This window comes from Sphingomonas sp. So64.6b (assembly GCF_014171475.1).
Lineage (GTDB): Bacteria > Pseudomonadota > Alphaproteobacteria > Sphingomonadales > Sphingomonadaceae > Sphingomonas > Sphingomonas alpina_A.
In genome coordinates this window covers 3,502,213-3,520,226 of the sequence record NZ_CP048817.1, presented here as the reverse complement: position 1 = coordinate 3,520,226, position 18,014 = coordinate 3,502,213, and the positions used below count along the sequence as shown (strand labels likewise).

The following is an 18,014-nucleotide window of genomic DNA, read 5'->3' as shown; positions in this document are numbered from 1 at the left end:
ACTAGTCCCTTTCCTTGATATCGGGGGTGGCGGAGGCGCCGCCGCGGTCGCCCTGCTGGATGGTATGCAGCGCGATCTGGCGGTGGTGGCGGGCGGTCTGCTGGCCGCGCATGGCGCGTGCCCAGGCCGGCACGCCGTCATTGTTGGGTGACTGGTCCGCGTTGCTGCCGCTGGTGCGATTGAGCGCGTTCCATGCCGCCGCTCGACCCTGCGAAGCTGCCTCGCCTAGGCCGAGCGCACTGGAGGCGCGCTCACGCGCCGCATTGCCGGCGGAACGTGCGACACCGCCAATGCCGGCGGACACGGTCGGCGAAGCCGCGGTCTCCTTGCCTAGCGTGTAGGCAGTCGACGCCGCCGATCCCATCGACGTGCCGGCGCGCACAGCGCCGAGCGCCGCGCCACCCAGCGCACGCGCGCCGCCAACCGCTGCGCCGCCGGCGATCATGGTAATTCCGGCCGCGCCAACGGCGGTGCCGAGCGCAGCGCCGGCGCCAAGCTGTGGTGCTCCGCTGACCAGGCCGGACGCGATGCTGGGACCGAAGATCCCAAGGCCGAAGATCGTCAGGCTGGCGAGCGTCAGGCTCATCGCCTGTCCGATGTCCGGTTCCTGGCCCTGCAACGCCGTCGTGAACTCGGTGAAGAAGTTGGATCCGATGCCGACGATCACGGCGAGCACCATCACCTTGATGCCCGACGACACCACATTGCCGAGCACGCGTTCGGCCAGGAAGCTGGTCCGATTCCACAGCGCGAACGGCACAAGGATGAAGCCGGCCAGCGAGGTCAGCTTGAACTCGATGATCGTCACGAACATCTGCACCGCGAGGATGAAGAAGGTGATGATCACGATTCCCCAGGCGAACAGCAGGACGGCGATCGTCAGGAAGTTGTCGAAGAAAGTGGTGAACCCCATCAACTGCGAGACCTGCTCGAGCAGCGGCCACGCGGCTGAGAAGCCGGTACTGGCGAGCTTGCCCGGCTTCAGCAGATCGGCGGCCGTCAGCGTTCCTCCTCCGGCCGTCAGCCCAGCCTGAGCGAATGACCGGAAGATGATGTCGCCGAGCGTCGAGAAGCTGTTCAGGATGAACGCGAACGCGCCGATGTAGAGAATCTTCTTTATGAAGCGGCCGATGACATTGTCGTCGCCGCCCAGCGCCCAGAACAGGCCGGCGAGCGTGATATCGATGCCGATCAGCGTCACGGTCAGGACCCGGACATCGCCGCCAAGCAGTCCGAACCCGCTGTCGATGTAAGTGGTGAACGTTGCCAAGAAGCGGTCGATGACATTGAGATCGTTCACGGGCGCAAATTCCTGAAAGAGAAGAGATGCCGCGGAGCGGGACCGGGGGAGCGAAGCCCCGCCCCGCGGCGGACGATGGCGGGAGGCGGCACCACCATCGCCCCGTCCGGCGGCGCTACTGGGGGGTGTAGGCCGTGCCGGAACCGAGGAACTTGCGTGTAGCGGCCCGCGCGTCGATCTCGGACTGAGCCCGGCGGGCCTGCTCGATCGTCTCGGCGCGATACTGTGCCGCCATCATGTTCTGGATCTGGAACTGCTGCTTGGCAGTCAGCGCGAGCAGCTGATTGGTGGCCTGCTGTGCTTGCAGCGAGCCTTCCGCGCCCTGGCTCTTGGCAACGAGCGCCGACAGTGTCTGGGTATCGGCCGCGACGTTCTCGGCGATCTGCGCCTGCACCGTCATCGTGTGCTGGTAGGCCGACATGGTCGTGTCGAGACGGGTTCGTGCGGCGATGACCTGATCATTGGTCCGCAACGCGGATGAGAAACTCTGCGGGAACATCTGGCGGAACTGCTGGTCGATGCCGGAAACGCGGAACTGGATGCCTTGCGCCTGGCCCATCAACCGGTCGACCTGCTGAAGCGTCTGGGTCAGCGCCTGCAGCTCGGGAAAGTCGATGCGGGTGAGGTTCTTGCCCTGGTTGACCAGCATGTTCGCTTCGTTCTGAAGCGACTGGATCTGATTGTTGATCTGCTGGAGCGTCCGCGCGGCGGTCAGCAGGTTCTGGCTGTAGTTGCTCGGATCGAACACCGTGAACTGTGCCTGGGCGGGCGTGCTGGTCATGGTCAGGCCGATGGCGAGCGATCCGGCGGTGCCGAGACCGAGCGCGCTCGCGATCAGATATTTGCGGGTGAGGAAACGCATCACATTACTCCTGTGCTTGGGGGGCGGGGAAATTGGAGAGAAGGTCGGCAGCCCAATCGAGGCCGGCACCGACGAGGAAGCGCGCGGCGAAATCCGCCTGGCCGCCCTCGGCGATCATCGCGTCGATTATCGTCTGGGTGGCGGGGTCGGAGACGCCACAGAAAGTGAGCGCGATCGGACCGAGACCCAGCTCGAACAACCGGTTGCCGCGCGCCGATTGCAGATAATATTGCCGTTTGGGCGTGGCGCGGCTGACCAGCTCGATCTGCCGGTCGTTCAGCCCGAACCGCTCATACGCCTCGCGGCTCTGCGGCTCGATCGCACGATCGTTCGGCAGCAATATCCGCTGCGGGCAGCTCTCGATGATGGCGGGCGCGATGCTGCTCGATGCGATGTCAGCGAGGCTCTGGGTTGCGAACAGCACCGCGACATTCTTCTTGCGCAACACCTTCAGCCATTCGCGGATACGCGCCGCGAACAGCGGATGGTCGAGGAAGATCCAGGCCTCGTCCAACACCAGCAGGGTTGGCCGGCCGTCGAACCGCTCTTCAAGCCGGTGAAACAGATAAGTCAGCACCGGCGCGACGACGCCGGTCTGGCCCATCAATGCCTCGGTTTCGAAGCATTGGACGTCGGCGAATGCGAGATGCTGTTCGGCCGCGTCGAGCAATCGGCCATAGGGGCCATCGAGCGTATAAGCGCCGAGCGCGGTGCGGAGCGCGTTCGACTGGAGCAGCAGGGTGAGACCCGTCAGCGTCCGTTCTTCGGGCGGCGCGGACGCGAGGCTGCTGAGCGCGGACCAGACGGCATCTTTCACCTCGGGGGTGACGTTGACCTTCTCATGCGCAAGCAGCGCCGCGATCCACTCCGCCGCCCAACTCCGCTCGGTGGCATCATCGATCCGACGCAATGGTTGGAACGCCAGTGTCTCGCCGGCGTCGGCGCCGAGCCCCAGCGCATGATGCGCGCCACCCATCGCCAGCACGGCAGCGCGTGCCGAGAAACCCTTATCGAAGATGTAGACCTGGGAGCCAGCGTAACGCCGGAACTGAAGGGCGATCAGCGCGAGCAGCACCGACTTGCCTGCGCCGGTCGGACCGACCACCAGCATGTGGCCGACATCGCCAACATGGGTCGAGAGCCGGAACGGCGTCGATCCGGCCGTGCTTGCGTAAAACAGCGGGGGTCCGTCGAGATGGGCGTTGCGCACCGGCCCGGCCCACACCGACGACAGCGGCATCAGATGCGCGAGGTTCAGCGTGTGAACCAGCGGTTGCCGGACATTGGCGTAGGCTTGGCCAGGGAGCGACGAGAGCCATGCTTCGACCGCGTTGACGCCTTCGCGGATAGTCGTGAACCCGAGCCCGTTGACGATCCGCTCGACCTGCCGGACCTTGTCCTCGACGCGGGCACGATCGGTGTCGGTCACCGTGATCGTCGTAGTCAGATAGCCGAACGCGACATGGTCGCCGCCAAGCACCTGCAGCGCCATGTCGGCGTCGACCACCTTGTTGTCGGCGTCGGTGTCAAGCAGCTGCGAGGGTTGATTGTACATGATCTCGCGGAGCAGCGCGGTGATCGACTTGCGCTTGTTGAACCACTGGCGGCGCAGTTTCGCGAGTGCCTTGGTGGCGTCGCTCTTGTCGAGCGCGATGAAGCGCGTGACACAACGATAGCCAAAATCCTGATGATTGAGGGCGTCGAGAATGCCGGGCCGGCTCATGCTCGGGAAGCCGAGGACGGTCAGCGTGCGGAGATGGGTTTCTCCAAGCCGCGGCTCCAAGCCACCCGTCAGCGGCGTGTCGGCGAGCAGCGCATCGAGATAGATGGGCGTCTCGGGCACCGCCACGGGATGCGGACGGGCCGAAATGGTGCCGTGCAGGAAGGTGAGCGTCTCCGCATCGTCGAGCGCGCGGACCTCGGGCATGAAGCTCGCGAACAGATCGAGCGCGCGATCGCTTTCGGCGATGAAGCTGGTCAAAGCGGTGTGCCAGTCGCGGCCCTTCTCCGCGTCGGGGCGCTCGACGAGCGATCGCCCGGCGGCTTCGGCGCTGTCGGTCGTCGGCAGCCAGGTCAGCGTCAGGTGGTAGCGGCTTTCGTAATGCTCGCCTTCCGCAAGGAACGCCGCCCGGCGTTCCTGATCGACGAGCCAGCACGCGGCATCGGGAAAGCTGCTGCCCGGATAGGCCGATGCCTCACGCCGCTCGGCGTCGAAGAAGAGTGCCCAGCCGGTGCCGAACCGCTTCAGCACATTATTCGCCCTTGCGCAGGCCGACATCAACTCGCCTTCGGTGGCGGACTCGAGATCGGGTCCGCGAAAGCGCAGGACGCGCAGGAAGCTGCCATCCTTGTTAAGGATGACGCCGGGCGCGATCAGGGCCGCCCAGGGGAGATGGTCCGCGAGCCGGTCGGACCGGTGGCGATATTCGGCGAGGTTCAGCACGCGAGATAGCCCTTCTGACGGAGGTGGCGGATCAGGACGGGCGCGAAATCCGGGTCACGCCGGGCGGCGAACACGGCGATGCTGTGCCCGACCGCCCAGAGCACGAGACCGGCGATCCATTGCTGCAAGCCCAGACCGACGGCGGCGGCGATCGTGCCGTTGACGATCGCGATCCCTCGCGGCGCCCCGCCGAGCAGGATCGGCGACCCGAGGCTCCCGTGGATGGGGGCCTCGAAGCCTTCGAGGTGCTGGCCGGTGCTGTTCATGACCGCACTCACGCGATCAGCGCCCCGCCGCCGAAGCTGAAGAAGCTGAGGAAGAAGCTCGACGCGGCGAACGCGATCGACAGGCCGAACACGATCTGGATGAGCCGGCGGAAACCGCCGCTGCTCTCGCCGAACGCCAGCGTGAGCCCGGTCGTGATGATGACGATCACGGCGACGATCTTGGCGACCGGACCTTGGACCGATTCCAGGACCTGTTGGAGCGGTTGCTCCCAGGGCATGCCCGATCCGGCTGCCTGCGCGGCAGGGGCAATAGCGAGTGTCAAGCCGATGACGGCACCGATGAGGAAGGTCGATCTGCGAGACGGAATCCTGGCAAGCTGCATGGTCATTCTCCTTTGGGGTTGGCGGGGTTGAGAAGGTCGGCGAGCGCGTAGCTGCCGGTGTCGGGGTCGAGCCCGGTGACGCGCGCAATGCTGGTGATCCGGCGCTGAAGGCCCCGGCCGGAGATGAAGACGATGATGTCGATCGCTTCTGCGATCAGTCGGCGCGGCACGGTGACCACCGCCTCCTGCACCAGGCCTTCGATACGATAGAGCGCCGACATGGCGCTGTTGGCGTGGACGGTGGCGATGCCGCCCGGATGTCCGGTGTTCCAGGCCTTGAGCATGTCGAGCGCTTCGGGGCCGCGTACCTCGCCGACGATGATGCGATCGGGGCGGAGGCGCAGCGTCGAGCGGACGAGATCGGCCATCGTGACGATGCCGGGCCGCGTGCGCAGTGCGACCGTGTCGGCGGCGGGGCTCTGCAGCTCCCGCGTGTCCTCGATAAGAATGACCCGTTCGTCGACCCACGCCATCTCGGCGAGCAGTGCGTTAGCGAGCGTCGTCTTGCCCGAGCTTGTGCCGCCGGCGACGAGGATGTTGTAGCGCTGGGTGACGCAGGTTTTCAGCCGGTCGGCCGCGACCTGCGTCATCAGGCCGTCGTTCACGTAATCGTCGAGGCTGTAGAGGCGCTCCGCCGGCTTTCTGATCGAGAAGCAGGGCGCGATCGATACGGGCGGCAGCACGCCTTCGAAGCGTTCGCCCGCACGCCCTTCGACATGCGGCGGCAGCTCGGCCGACACGATCGGCGCGTCGCCATGCACTTCGGCGCGCGCATGAGAGGCTACAAGCCTGATGATCCGCTCGACCTGAGCGGCGTCCATGCTGACTCCGGTATCGGTCCGGCCCTCGCCAAGACGGTCGAGCCGCAAGGCTCCGTCCGGATTGACCATGATCTCGATGACGCGAGGGTCGGCCAGGGCCTCGGCAATCGCCGGTCCCATGGCCGTGCGCAGCATGGCGCGCCGACGATCAGCGGAAATGCCGCCCGTCATTCGCCGGACTCCGGTGAGCCGATCGTTCGACGTCCGGCGGCAATCTGCCGTCCGACCTGCGCTATGAAGGCATCGAACCGCTTGGCCGCGATGGCCCGGCCCGCTTGGTCGTTTTCGGCGAGCGGCGCCTGGATCGCCAGTTCGTAGCGGACGAACAGGGCCAGGGTTTCGATCTGGATATGGCCGTCGCGCTCCAGCCTGCCGATCGCTGCGGTCAGGCGATCAAGCCGGATGCCGAAACGGTCCTCGAGTTCGGATGCGCCGCGCCGGTTGAGCCAGGCGGTCACAGCATCTGTCAGTATGGCGGACTTCGATGTACCGGGCTTTGCGGCGAGCGCTTCCAGACGGTCGCTGACCGGTTTGGGCAGGAAGAGCTGGTGGCGGATTTTCTCGACCATCGTCAGAGATCCAGCTGCAGATCGCCGGGCCGATGATCAGCCGCGTCGATCGCATAGACGGTGCGTGCCGTGCCGAGCGCGCGGGCTTGGTCCATGGCGCGCTGGTCGGCGGCGAGATCGCCGTCGTCTTCGGCGAGACCGAGCGGATCAGCGGTGATCGGGTCGGGTGAGATCGTCCGGTCAATTTCCTGTCCGGGATGGCGGGCCTGTTCGAGACCACCGCCGACATCGTCACTGTCATTGTCGGTGGCGGCGCCAAGGCGCGCGTCGATACCGCGCACGATCCCTGCCCAATCGTCTGGGCGCGACACTGGCCGATCGGGATAGTCGCCGTCGACGAGGGCAGGCGGCGGCAATACGCGGGCTTTGAACGTGCTGTCTTCGAAATAGCGCAGCTTGGTCGCCCGGATCGGCGGTGTGCCGGCGACCAGCACGAGCTCGTCGGTCGCGGGAAGCTGCATAACCTCGCCGGGCGTCAGCAATGCGCGTGCGGTCTCCTGTCGGCTGACCATGACATGGGCCAGCCACGGTGCGAGCCTGTGCCCGGCATAGTTCCGCATTGCGCGCTGCTCGGTCGCCGTACCGAGCGCGTCGGAAATCCGCTTCGCCGTCCGCTCATCATTGGTCGCGAAGGCAATGCGGACATGGCAATTGTCGAGAATGGCGTTGTGCTCGCCATACGCCTTCTCGATCTGGTTGAGGCTCTGCGCGATCAGGAAGGCGCGCACGCCGTAGCCGGCGAGGAAGGCTAGGCTGGTCTCGAAGAAGTCGAGGCGGCCGAGCGCTGGAAACTCGTCGAGCATCATGAGCAGCTTGTGGCGGTTCGCCGCGTTGGCTCCGTCCTCCGCATGAAGGTGTTCAGTCAGCCGTCGGCCAATCTGGTTGAGCACGAGGCGGATCAGCGGCTTGGTGCGGCTGATGTCGGACGGCGGGACGACGAGATAGAGCGAGACCGGTGATTTGCCCTCGACGAGGTCGGCGATGCGCCAATCGCACCGTGAAGTGACCGTCGCGACGGTCGGATCGCGGTAGAGGCCAAGGAACGACATTGCCGTCGACAGCACGCCGGAGCGTTCGTTCTCGGATTTGTTGAGCACTTCACGGGCCGCCGAAGCGACTACGGGGTGGACGATCGGCGCGTCGGCCGTACCGAGATGATTGGTGGTCATCATCCGCCGCAGCGTCGCCGTGAACGGGCGCTGCGGATCGGACAGGAAGGTGGCGACGCGTGCCAGCGTCTTCTCTTCCTCGGCATAGAGGATGTGGAGGATCGCGCCGACCAGCAACGAATGGCTGGTCTTCTCCCAATGACTGCGACGCTCGAGCGCCCCTTCAGGATCGACGAGGATATCGGCGATATTCTGGACGTCGCGCACCTCGTCGGTGCCGCGGCGAACTTCGAGCAGCGGATTATATCGCGCCGAGCGCGCATCGGTCGGATTGAACAGCAGGCAGTGCGAAAAGCGCTGCCGCCAGCCGGCGGTCAGTTGCCAGTTCTCGCCCTTGATGTCGTGGATGACGGCCGAGCCCGACCAGCCGAGCAGGGTTGGTACGACCAGGCCAACACCCTTGCCGCTCCGCGTCGGCGCAAACGCCATGATGTGTTCGGGACCGTCATGGCGGAGATAACGGGGTCCTGTCCGACCGAGGAACACACCGGCGTCCGTGAGCAGCCCGGCGGCCCGGATGTCCTTGGCATTCGCCCAGCGGGCAGAGCCGTAGGTGGTGAGATTGTTACGCTGGCGCGCACGCCAGAGCGATCCGAAGATCGCGGCTCCGCATCCGACGAGACCGCTTGCTGCGGCGATCCCGCCAGCCTTTTCGAACAGCACCGGGGCATAGGCTTCGAACGAGAACCACCAGCCGAACAGAGCCCAGGGCAGGTAGATCGGACGGCCAAATGCGATGAACCAGGGCCGGCCAAGCTCGGGCTGATAGGCCAGTTCCGCCGCTGCCCATTGCGTCGCGAACCACACGCCCGCCAGAATGATGGCGAACACGACAATGATTTGTCCGATGAGGAGTTTGGTCGGGGTCATGCGGGCCTCCGCCCGCACCAGAATCAGTCTGCGCGGGCTCGGCCGCTAAATTCCGCTAATCAGGCTCCCGGCATCAGTGCCTGTCTGGTGCCACCGAGAGTCGATGTAGGGACTCCACGCGCGTCGGGGACGGCAAGGCTGCAAGCAACTGAGCGAGGAAGCATATAATACTGATTGAGGCCGGGCTTGCGCCGGAGCCACTGGACATCAGTGCCAGAAGAGCTTTCTGGGGCGCCGCCTAAGCGGTTGATTTCTCAATCAAATCATAGACTTGAGAAGTCGCCGAAGCCATCAATAGCACGATCTGGATTCATGGAAAAGGGTGGACGTGAATGGACGGGGCGGTTCGAGTCCTTCCGGGCATCAGGCTGGTTGGAGCTTTGTCCGAAATACATCTACAAATTTCGGACAGATAAGCGGGTAGGCAGGCCCTATGTCAGCGACTTCTCCAGCGTGCCGAGAACCGCCTTGTGGCGCTCCGGGCTGGCTTCACGAAATTTGCGGATGTTCATCAGTTTGAACTGCGGCGCGGGCAACTCGGCCAGCGCTGCGATCGGAAAGCGGCTCCAGTCCGGATCGCCGGCCTCGAAGGACAGGAGAAAGGCGCGATCGTCATCGGTGAACGATCCGCTAAGCGCGCTGACCAGTCGCTCGAGCGTTGCCTGGTGATCGTCATAGGTGAAAGGCTCGAATGGCATGCCTTCGAATTGGGACCGAAAGGTTTCGCGCTGATCCTTGCGCGCGGGATCGACGAGTTCGGCGATCGGGCGGCCGTGGCTGACGAAGCCGGCGATCGCGCCCAGGCGAACTTCGTCCGTCAGGCCTTCCCGGTCGAGCAGGCGCTTGACGTCGAACAGGTCGCGAGGATGCTGCCGGTCAAGTGCCGCGCAGATCTTTCCGCCGAACAACTCGCCGTGTGACACGCAGCGTGCCTCCAAAAAGGCTTCGAATTGCTCCTGAACTTGGTCGGAACAGGTCAGATCGCGAACCGGCATCAGATGGCCGCGCAGCGAGGGATTGACCTCGATCTTCACCTGGGTGCGGACGCGCTGGCAATTGAGCTTTACCTCCATGCCCTCGCCGCCCTGTCTCGCTTGGGTGACACGGGTCGGCGGCAATCGACGCTCGATCTCGGCACCTATGCCCGCCAAGGCTTCGCCGATCGCGGCGAGCGACTCCTTGCGATCATGGTTGGGCAGATAGGTAAGATCGATATCGACCGACAGGCGCGGCAGGTCCCATTCGAACAGGTTGATGGCGGTGCCGCCCTTGAGCGCGAAGACCGGCTCCGCCATCACCAGCGGCAGAATGTCGAGCAGCAGCCGAACCTGGTCGCGATAAGGCTCAGCCATGATCGACCAGCTCCTTGGGAAGCAGAAGCTGATATTTCGCGACATAGCGCCCGTTCGGCACAAGGCTACGATCGCCCGCCCCCAGATCGATCCCGTCAAGGTCGAGATGGCGCATCACCGGCAGGTTGGCGCGCTCCGCAAGGTAGAGGAACAGCCTGCGTACCTTGATGGAGGTGCATTGCTCGAGCAGGCTCTGCATGAGTTTGGGCCGTATCGAGGTCATACTCTCGATGATCATTCCGGCTTCGACGAGGTCGAATTCTTTGGGTGCGAGATGTAGCAGTTCCAGGGCGGCGCGTTCGACACCAGATGTCCTCAACGCAAAGCCCTCGGGCGCCTGCTGCTCTGTCAGCCCGAGTTCGGGAGGCAGGAGTTTGGTCTGGACATGCCGCACGTCATCGCCCCAATGGGTTCTGAACCAGAGCGGTAACGCGACGTTGAGCGGTGAGAACAGATAAGCTTTGGTGGCGGCGAACCGCACATAGTGGCTGTTTCCCGACATCTCGAGCGCGGTCAGCGCTCCCACATGGACGGGTAACCGCAGTTGGGTTTGGAGGCTGTGCACCGCACCTTGCCAGGTCACCGTCTCCGCCGGACGTTTGAAGGCGCCGCGGCCGAGCGAGGTCAGCCAGCGCGACGAGGTGTAGTTCTGAAGATCCTGCGACGTTATTCCGAGAGTCTTGAGATAGGTGCTGGTCGCAACGCTTTGTGGCTCCCAAGCGTCGAGCAGCGACCTCAATTTTTCCGATCGTGATAGCCCCATGGTATATCTATGGCATAATTTTCAATGTTTCGCAATGCGAACATCGAAATATCTTCCCCAATCATACACATGATATATTTCAATAGAATAATTCAATGCTTTCGGCCAAAGCTGGCACGACCTTGTTACAAATCCCCTGAGAGATTTTGATCCTGTCAGAGGGTTTGTCACATGGCGGTTAGTTCTGTGAGTGCCTGCGATAAAATAGACAAGGAGAGCTCGAAATCACGGCGTGAATGTCACCTACCCTGTGTTTCGGCGTGAGATTGGGGACCACCTGACCCGGTAATCGGCACCTAAACGGGGACCACCTTCCGGGTCATCTATGTTCGCCTGCTGTGTTGGCTGGCGACGAGGTGGAGGATGACGACGGTGGAGACGATAGGACGGATCAGGCGCGCGCATTTCGTGCAGAAGTTGTCGGTGCGGGAGATCGCGCGTCGACTGCATGTGTCGCGCAAGACGGTGCGCAAGGCGATCGAGGCGGAGGAGCCCGTGTTCACGTACACGCGGGTTGCGGAGCCCAAGCCGAAGCTGGGTGGCCACGCGGCCGCGCTGGAGCAGATGTTGGCCGAGAACGAACGCAAGCCACGCCGCGAACGTCTGACGCTGATCAGGTTATATGAGGTGCTGCGCGGGCTTGGATTTGAGGGCGGCTACGATGCTGTTCGCCGCCATGCCCGTCGCTGGCAACGCGAGGAAGCGGGGCGGACGGCGACCGCGTTCGTGCCACTGAGCTTCGATCCTGGCGAAGCGTACCAGTTCGACTGGAGCCACGAAGTGATCGTGATGGCGGGCGTGACGACGACGGTGAAGGTCGCGCACGTCAGGCTTTCCCACAGCCGGATGTTCTTCGTGGCGGCCTATCCGCGCGAGACGCAGGAGATGGTGTTCGATGCGCATGCACGAGCGTTCGCCTTCTTTGGCGGTGTCTGCACGCGCGGCATCTACGATAATATGTCGACGGCGGTGGACGTGGTGTTCCTCGGCAAGGAACGCCGGTTCAACCGGCGGTTCCTGCAGATGTGCAGCCATTATCTGGTCGAGCCGACCGCCTGCACGCCGGCAGCTGGCTGGGAGAAGGGACAGGTCGAGAACCAGGTTGGCCTCGTGCGCGAGCGCTTCTTCACCCCGCGGCTGCGCTTTGCGAGCTACGAGGAGCTGAACACCTGGCTGCTCGATCGCTGCATCGAACATGCCAGCGCCCATCGTCATCCCGAGTTGCGCGAGCGGACCGTCGCCGATGTGTTCGACGACGAGAAGGCGGCGCTGATGCGGCTGCCGACGACGGCGTTCAATGGCTTCCATGCGGTGACCGCGACCGTCTCCAAAACACTGCTCGTGCGGTTCGATTACAACAAGTACTCGGTCGCGGCCCGCGCACTGGGCCGCCCGGCGGAGGTCCACGCCTATGCCGACCGGATCGTTATCCGGCAGGGTGATGATATCGTTGCAGAGCATGCGCGGCGCTACGGTCGCGATCAGACGATCTACGATCCGTGGCATTACGTACCGGTGCTGGCAAAGAAGCCGGGTGCGCTGAGGAACGGCGCGCCGTTCAAGCAACTCGCATTGCCGTCAGGACTGGAGCGTCTGCGCACCCGTTTGAAGGAGAGCAGCGATGGCGACCGCCAGATGGTCAAGATCCTCACCGCCATTACCGTCGATGGTCTTGACGCCGTGGAGAACGCCGCTGCCGAAGCACTCGCGAACGGGGTGGCCAGCGCCGATGTGGTGCTCAACATCCTGGCCCGGTCCCGATCGGCGCCGGTGGAGCCCACCATTGCAACACCCGACCATCTGCGGCTTGAGATCGAGCCGATCGCCGATGCAGGCCGCTACGATCGCCTGCTGACCCCGCTTCGTGAGGCGGCGTGATGATGGAGCGCCACCAGATCCTGGAGTTGATGGGCGACCTCAAGCTCGCCGGTATGCGCCAGGCCTATGACGAGGTGATCGCCGATGCGATCAAGCGCCAGTATCCCGTTCAGCATGTCGTCGGCGATCTGTTGCGGGCGGAGATCGCCGACAAGCATGCCCGCTCGATCAAGTATCAGATGACGATCGCCAAGCTGCCGCTTGCAAAGGAGGTCGCCGAGTTCGAGTTCGCCGGCACGCCGATCAACGAAGCGCTGGTTCGCGATCTCGCCACCGGGGCGTTCCTCGCCAACCAGCGCAATGTCGTGCTGGTGGGCGGTACGGGCTCGGGCAAGACGCATCTGAGTATCGCCATCGCGCGCAGTTGCATCCGCACCGGTGCCCGCGTTCGCTTCCACAATACCACCGATCTGGTGAACCGGCTCGAGATGGAGGTCCTTCAGGGCCGCACCGGCAAGCTTGCCGAGCATCTGTCGCGGCTGGACCTCCTGATCCTCGACGAACTTGGCTATCTGCCGTTCGCACGCGCTGGCGGGCAGCTGCTGTTCCACCTCATCAGCCGACTTTACGAACACACCTCGGTCATCGTCACCACCAACCTGGCGTTCGGCGAATGGCCGACCGTGTTCGGCGATGCGAAAATGACGACCGCGCTGCTCGATCGACTTACCCATCACTGCGACATCGTCGAGACAGGCAACGAGAGCTGGCGGTTCAAGAACCGAAGCTGAGCGCCGTCGCTGCCGCTGCCAAAGAGGATGTCGTTCTGGGGGATGTCGGCTCCGGGCTACGCCCTACGCCGACATCCCCCAGAACGACGGCACGTGAGTGGTCTCCTTTTACATGCCGATCCCGGTCCCCGTTGCCGCGCCGATTGACAGCTCTGAGAAGACCCGCCACTCCTCGCAGCGGCCCGCTATCTGGACACGTGGTGACTACGAAGCCGCCGGAACATCGGCGCTTGCGGCTTGATGTCGTTCGTCGCCATTGGCGAAACCGCTCTGCCCCCAGTGTTCTTTGGCGATGATATCGCCGGGCTTCGGAACAAAGTCGGGATGCCATGCACCGCCCCATTCGCCACGTGCGAAGTAATGGCGGTGCATGACGGCGAGCTGGGAGGATTGGGATGGCACCAGTCTTCATAGTCACCCGGCTCCCAGCGGCGATGCGGGGCGCAGAATACCCTGATGCCGGCTTCGCGGATGCTATGGTCGATCATCTTCAGATTGGCGATTTGCCCGATCTCCTCGGCCACGGAGTGCGCCCGCGGATAGTGGGTTTGCGACCGGATAGACGCGATCCCTTGATTCCTCGCATCGAAGGCGGGAATGGCAATCTGGCACACGGCCATGTCCGGCGTCGCCTTCGCCGCAACCGACATCTACCGGCTCTGATGAGCGAGTCCTTACCACAGCCGGTATTCTCATGCAGACGTCCAAGCAGGCCTTAGCTTGAAGAACGGCGAACCTGCGCGGCCTGAAGGCCGACGGATGGGGGCGCCAATGCCCGCATCCAATCTTATCCGAACAATCCAAGGCTGCGAGCAACGGCGACGGCACCTGTGCGGTTCGAGACACCCAGTTTGGAATAAATGTGCTGCAGGTGCCACTTCACCGTGTTCTCGGAAAGCGCTGCCTTCCGCGCGACGAGCGCGTTGCTATATCCATCGAATACGAGCCTCAGGATTTCCTTCTCCCGGCTCGAGAGTCGGTCGACTTGCACGACTTCGGAAGGGACCTGCGGAAGTGAAGCAGGGTCGGTGCCAATAATTGCGCCGAGATAGTCGGTCGATATCGCGCCGTACATTGCATCAAGGGTCTCGACTGTTGCTTTCACCAGGGCGAGTGCACGAGGTCCCTCATCTAGAATTGTTCGGATCAAGCGCCCTGGAGAACCGATTTCGAGCGCACGCCGCATCGTCCGGATTGCTGCCGATCGATCTCCAAGGCTGTCACGACAGATCGCCTCCAGGGCAAGCAACTTGGCCGCCCGTATATTGCGATTGGTCGACAGCGCCTTCGCGCACGCGGCCCGTAGCCGCGAAATCGTTGCCGGTGTTCCTGCGAAATGCGTTTCGAACCGTAGCTCTGCAATCAGATAGGATTCGGTCTCTAATGCCGGCGACATGATTCCCGGAAGTTCACGGAACCCACCGTCTGCAATGAACTCCGCGTGGAGGCGCCGCGCATCCCGCTCGTGTCCGGAAAGGACGACGCTGCGTAACCGTTCGGCGCGGACCGCATGCAACAGTCTCGGCCAGTGCTTTGCGGCTGCGGTTGTTTCAGCGCGGATCAGCGCCCGATCAGCTTGTTCCGAGCGGCCGCGTGCCCGCGCGAGGCGAGCTTCGGTCAGCGCCAGCGACATAATCATGTCCGGAAGAAGGATTTCCATCGGCCCTTCGGCACAGCGGGCAAGATAAGTATCCGCGTCGTCCAACCGGTTCCACTCGTAAAGCAGCGAAGGCATGTAGGCGAAAGCGATCTTCTCCACCGCAGGATCGCCGCGCGCGCCGACAATCCGGGCTTCGCCGGCTCGCCAAGCCTCGAACGCGCGAACCGCATTACCAGCGATCATTTCCGTCTGGCCGATGATCGCGTGCGCGACGGCCATTCCAAAGGCACTTCCAGCGCGATCGTTGTCCGCAAGCGCTTCCAGAGCGAATTGGCGACCCTTGTCGAGCGATGATCGGGCGATCCAGCCGACCGCAGCGATCGAACGCAGTGTCCCCAAGGTGTAGGGATCGCCGTTTTCGCATTCACGAAGGCCACGCTCGGCTGCCTCAAGACAGATCTCGGGCCGATCGGCATAAAGCGCTATCATCGCATCGACGGCCAGCAGATCGTCACGGACGACAGGCTCAAGATCGTTGAAGCGCTGCCGTGCGGTGGCGAGATGGGCTCGCGCTGCCTCGAGGTCGAACCTCGCCGCGAGAGAGCATGCCGCATCGACATGCAGACGCGGATGTGCCGCAAAACCTTCGCTTGAGAGATGCCTTGACCATTCCGGGCTGCCGCTCGCATGGCCCTGTCGACGACGCTCCCGGCCGGCGGCCTCGAGCAGGTTTGCCGCCGCCAAGGTTTCGCCTGCGGCGAAGGCATGACGGATCGCATCGCTGAACCGTCCACCGGCGCTATGCCAGGCCATGGCTTCACGGTGAATCGCCAGCCGCCGTTCGGGCGCATCCGTCTCGAGCCGTCGTTCCAGGCAACGCGCCACGAGTGGCTGAAACCGAACCCAGCCCTGGGCCAGATGATCCTCGACCTCGCGGACGATAAGGCCCGAATGCTCAAGACCGGTGATCAAGGACTCCACATCTTCCCGGCCGGTCGCCAGGGCAGCGAGTTCAGGCGTAAAGCGACTCAGCGCCGCTGTCTCAAGAGCGAAACATTTCAGATTGTCCGACAGCAGCCCGAACAGCTCGTCATCGACATATTGCCTCAACAATGGCCAAGCCGCGATGTCGGTCGTCAGCGACAAGGCCCTTCTCGTCCCCGGCGCGGCCAGCGCCAATGCTGCCATTCCCATTGCCGCTGGCCACCCGTCAGACAGTTTGCAGAGTTCGGCAAGCTCTTCGCTCGATAGATGCACATCAGTGGCAGCAAGCCACGCGCGAGTTTCATCAACGGTGAAGCGCAATTCTTCCGCGCCGACCAATCTGAGCTTTGCGCTCAGGCGAAGTCGAGCGACACCGCGGCTCGGATATTCGCGCGACGCGATGGCCAGCCGGAGGTTCTCGGGAAGTGATTCGACAAGGCGCAGCAGGCGCTTTTCAGCCGGATGGCCTTGGATATGTTCGAGGCCGTCGAACACGAGCAGCAAGGGCTCGGACCGCGCATCCTCGACAACAAGCGACAGTTTTTCGTCGAAAGCCGCTTCACTGCGATCGGCCTCTCCCAGTGTCACGCTAACCGCCCGTCGTCCCAAGACTTTGTGGTGACTGACGATGTGGTCGAGCAGCGTCGTTTTTCCGAACCCGGCTGGCGCGTGGAGCAGGATCGTGTGTGGCGCGCGCTCATCATCGAGAAGCGAGGAGAGTCGGGTGCGCGGCCAGCCGCTGGGCGCCACAGGCGCTGCCGCTGTGCGGAGGGCGACTCTCTGTCCGAAGCTCAAGACCTTGCCCATCATCCCTCAATTCAAGCGCGGCCATAGCATGATCCGCTCGGGCAAGGCCCCACGAAAGTATGGGTGTCACGATGTCGCCAACCATACTTTCAAGCGGCGGCTCGCCGATCAGCGTCAGGTACCGGGCTTGTAGTTCGCTCGCAGGGAAGGGAGAAGCACATCGTGCCAGACCATCGTTTACACGGCAATCGATCTCGCCCGAAATGCAACAAGCTGTGATTCCGGATGGTCCCCTTTCCCGGCCCTTGCGGTTGCCGGTAATCGCTTCGCCATTGTTTATCATCTCGAACCCGGCGCTGGTCATTGCGCAGTGCACCTCCGGTGTGATCGGATCTTTCCCCGCGCTCAACGCGCGTCCGGCCAGCGAGTTGGACGAGTGGCTGGCCGAAATCGTGGAGGCGCTCGCGGTATGGGACCGCCGACATCCCGATACGCCGGCCGCGCCCTTTGCCGTCAATCAGATCGTGCATCGGTCGAACGACCGACTCGATCAGGACATCGCGCTGTGTTCGAAATACAGGGTTCCGATCGTCATCACGTCGTTAGGCGCGCGTGAAGATCTCAATCGCGAGGTCGCCGGCTATGGCGGTATCACGCTACACGACGTGATCGACGACCGCTTCGCCCGCAAGGCGATCGAAAAGGGCGCAACCGGTCTCATCCCGGTGGCCACGGGCGCCGGCGGGCATGCCGGGCGCCTGTCGCCATTTGCATTCATGCAGGAGATCCGGCGCTGGTTCGACGGGCCGGTCGCGCTGTCCGGCGCAATCGCCTCAGGCGGCTCGATCCTGGCGGCGCAGGCGATGGGCGCGGACTTCGCCTATATCGGGTCGGCGTTCATCGCGACCGATGAGGCGCGGGCCAGTGATGCTTATAAACAGGCAGTGGCGGCAGGCGGCGCGGCGGATATCGTCTATTCCAACCTGTTTACCGGCGTTCACGGCAATTATCTCCGAGCCTCGGTGATCGCCGCGGGATACGATCCCGACAGACTTCCCGAAAGCGATCCAAGCGCGATGAATTTCGGATCCGGCGCCACCAAGGCCTGGCGCGATATCTGGGGCTGCGGGCAGGGAATCGCGCCGATCGAGTCGATAGTCCCGACCAGGCAACTCGTCGAACGACTACAGCATGAATACCGGGACGCGGTGCAGCGGATCGTCAATCATGCCGCACGTTAAGAAGCGATCCGACACAGGGCTCGCCGAGCGGTTTCGTGCACTTGGCGAGGAGCATGGCGACCGGCCCGCCTTTC

The 18,014-nt window shown here is 63.6% G+C and carries 15 protein-coding genes; 3 read left to right on the top strand and 12 right to left on the bottom strand.

What is annotated here, in order from left to right:
* Nucleotide 1: 1 nt before the first annotated feature.
* From trbL to G4G27_RS16735, 10 genes are all read right to left on the bottom strand, one after another.
* Nucleotides 2-1,300: a P-type conjugative transfer protein TrbL gene (gene trbL / locus G4G27_RS16780; protein ID WP_183109707.1), complete on the bottom strand. Its 1,299-nt coding sequence runs from the start codon at nucleotides 1,298-1,300 to the stop codon at nucleotides 2-4.
* Between the two features lie 115 nt (nucleotides 1,301-1,415).
* Nucleotides 1,416-2,162, bottom strand: coding sequence for a P-type conjugative transfer protein TrbJ (gene trbJ, locus G4G27_RS16775; RefSeq protein ID WP_183109706.1), 747 nt, complete (start codon nucleotides 2,160-2,162; stop codon nucleotides 1,416-1,418).
* 4 nt (nucleotides 2,163-2,166) lie between these two features.
* The gene (trbE, locus tag G4G27_RS16770; protein ID WP_183109705.1) at nucleotides 2,167-4,605 is read right to left on the bottom strand and encodes a conjugal transfer protein TrbE; all 2,439 of its coding nucleotides are present in this window, start codon (nucleotides 4,603-4,605) and stop codon (nucleotides 2,167-2,169) included.
* A complete protein-coding gene (locus G4G27_RS16765; protein WP_183109704.1) occupies nucleotides 4,599-4,871 on the bottom strand; it encodes a VirB3 family type IV secretion system protein in 273 nt (90 codons plus the stop codon). Before G4G27_RS16765 ends, trbE begins: the two co-directional genes overlap by 7 nt.
* Nucleotides 4,872-4,879: 8 nt before the next feature.
* Nucleotides 4,880-5,215 (bottom strand): TrbC/VirB2 family protein, encoded by a 336-nt coding sequence (locus G4G27_RS16760; RefSeq protein WP_183109703.1) that lies wholly within the window; start codon nucleotides 5,213-5,215, stop codon nucleotides 4,880-4,882.
* A gap of 2 nt (nucleotides 5,216-5,217) precedes the next feature.
* Nucleotides 5,218-6,207 carry a P-type conjugative transfer ATPase TrbB gene (gene trbB, locus G4G27_RS16755; protein ID WP_183109702.1) on the bottom strand — a complete coding sequence of 330 codons (990 nt, stop codon included), beginning with the start codon at nucleotides 6,205-6,207 and terminating at the stop codon, nucleotides 5,218-5,220.
* Nucleotides 6,204-6,605 carry a CopG family transcriptional regulator gene (locus tag G4G27_RS16750; RefSeq protein WP_183109701.1) on the bottom strand — a complete coding sequence of 134 codons (402 nt, stop codon included), beginning with the start codon at nucleotides 6,603-6,605 and terminating at the stop codon, nucleotides 6,204-6,206. Before G4G27_RS16750 ends, trbB begins: the two co-directional genes overlap by 4 nt.
* Before the next feature lie 2 nt (nucleotides 6,606-6,607).
* A complete protein-coding gene (locus G4G27_RS16745; protein ID WP_183109700.1) occupies nucleotides 6,608-8,644 on the bottom strand; it encodes a conjugal transfer protein TraG in 2,037 nt (678 codons plus the stop codon).
* A gap of 431 nt (nucleotides 8,645-9,075) precedes the next feature.
* Complete coding sequence (locus tag G4G27_RS16740) at nucleotides 9,076-9,996, bottom strand: nucleotidyl transferase AbiEii/AbiGii toxin family protein (protein WP_244624377.1); 921 nt, start codon at nucleotides 9,994-9,996, stop codon at nucleotides 9,076-9,078.
* Nucleotides 9,989-10,735, bottom strand: coding sequence for a type IV toxin-antitoxin system AbiEi family antitoxin (locus tag G4G27_RS16735; RefSeq protein ID WP_244624376.1), 747 nt, complete (start codon nucleotides 10,733-10,735; stop codon nucleotides 9,989-9,991). Before G4G27_RS16735 ends, G4G27_RS16740 begins: the two co-directional genes overlap by 8 nt.
* Nucleotides 10,736-11,122: 387 nt before the next feature.
* On the opposite strand from G4G27_RS16735, the gene istA reads away from it, so the two are divergent.
* The gene (gene istA / locus G4G27_RS16730; protein WP_183109255.1) at nucleotides 11,123-12,637 is read left to right on the top strand and encodes an IS21 family transposase; all 1,515 of its coding nucleotides are present in this window, start codon (nucleotides 11,123-11,125) and stop codon (nucleotides 12,635-12,637) included.
* Nucleotides 12,637-13,368, top strand: coding sequence for an IS21-like element helper ATPase IstB (gene istB, locus G4G27_RS16725; RefSeq protein WP_275944100.1), 732 nt, complete (start codon nucleotides 12,637-12,639; stop codon nucleotides 13,366-13,368). Before istA ends, istB begins: the two co-directional genes overlap by 1 nt.
* Nucleotides 13,369-13,553: 185 nt before the next feature.
* Here the strand turns inward: istB and G4G27_RS24025 are convergent, their stop codons facing one another.
* A complete protein-coding gene (locus tag G4G27_RS24025) occupies nucleotides 13,554-14,018 on the bottom strand; it encodes a hypothetical protein (RefSeq protein ID WP_202049596.1) in 465 nt (154 codons plus the stop codon).
* 137 nt (nucleotides 14,019-14,155) lie between these two features.
* Entirely contained in the window at nucleotides 14,156-16,762 is a 2,607-nt protein-coding gene (locus G4G27_RS16715) for a LuxR C-terminal-related transcriptional regulator (RefSeq protein WP_183109698.1), read from the bottom strand.
* Nucleotides 16,763-16,962: 200 nt separating this feature from the next.
* Here G4G27_RS16715 and G4G27_RS16710 point away from each other — a divergent pair, with 200 nt between their 5' ends.
* A complete protein-coding gene (locus G4G27_RS16710) occupies nucleotides 16,963-17,940 on the top strand; it encodes a nitronate monooxygenase family protein (protein ID WP_183109697.1) in 978 nt (325 codons plus the stop codon).
* The last annotated feature ends 74 nt before the right edge of the window (nucleotides 17,941-18,014 follow it).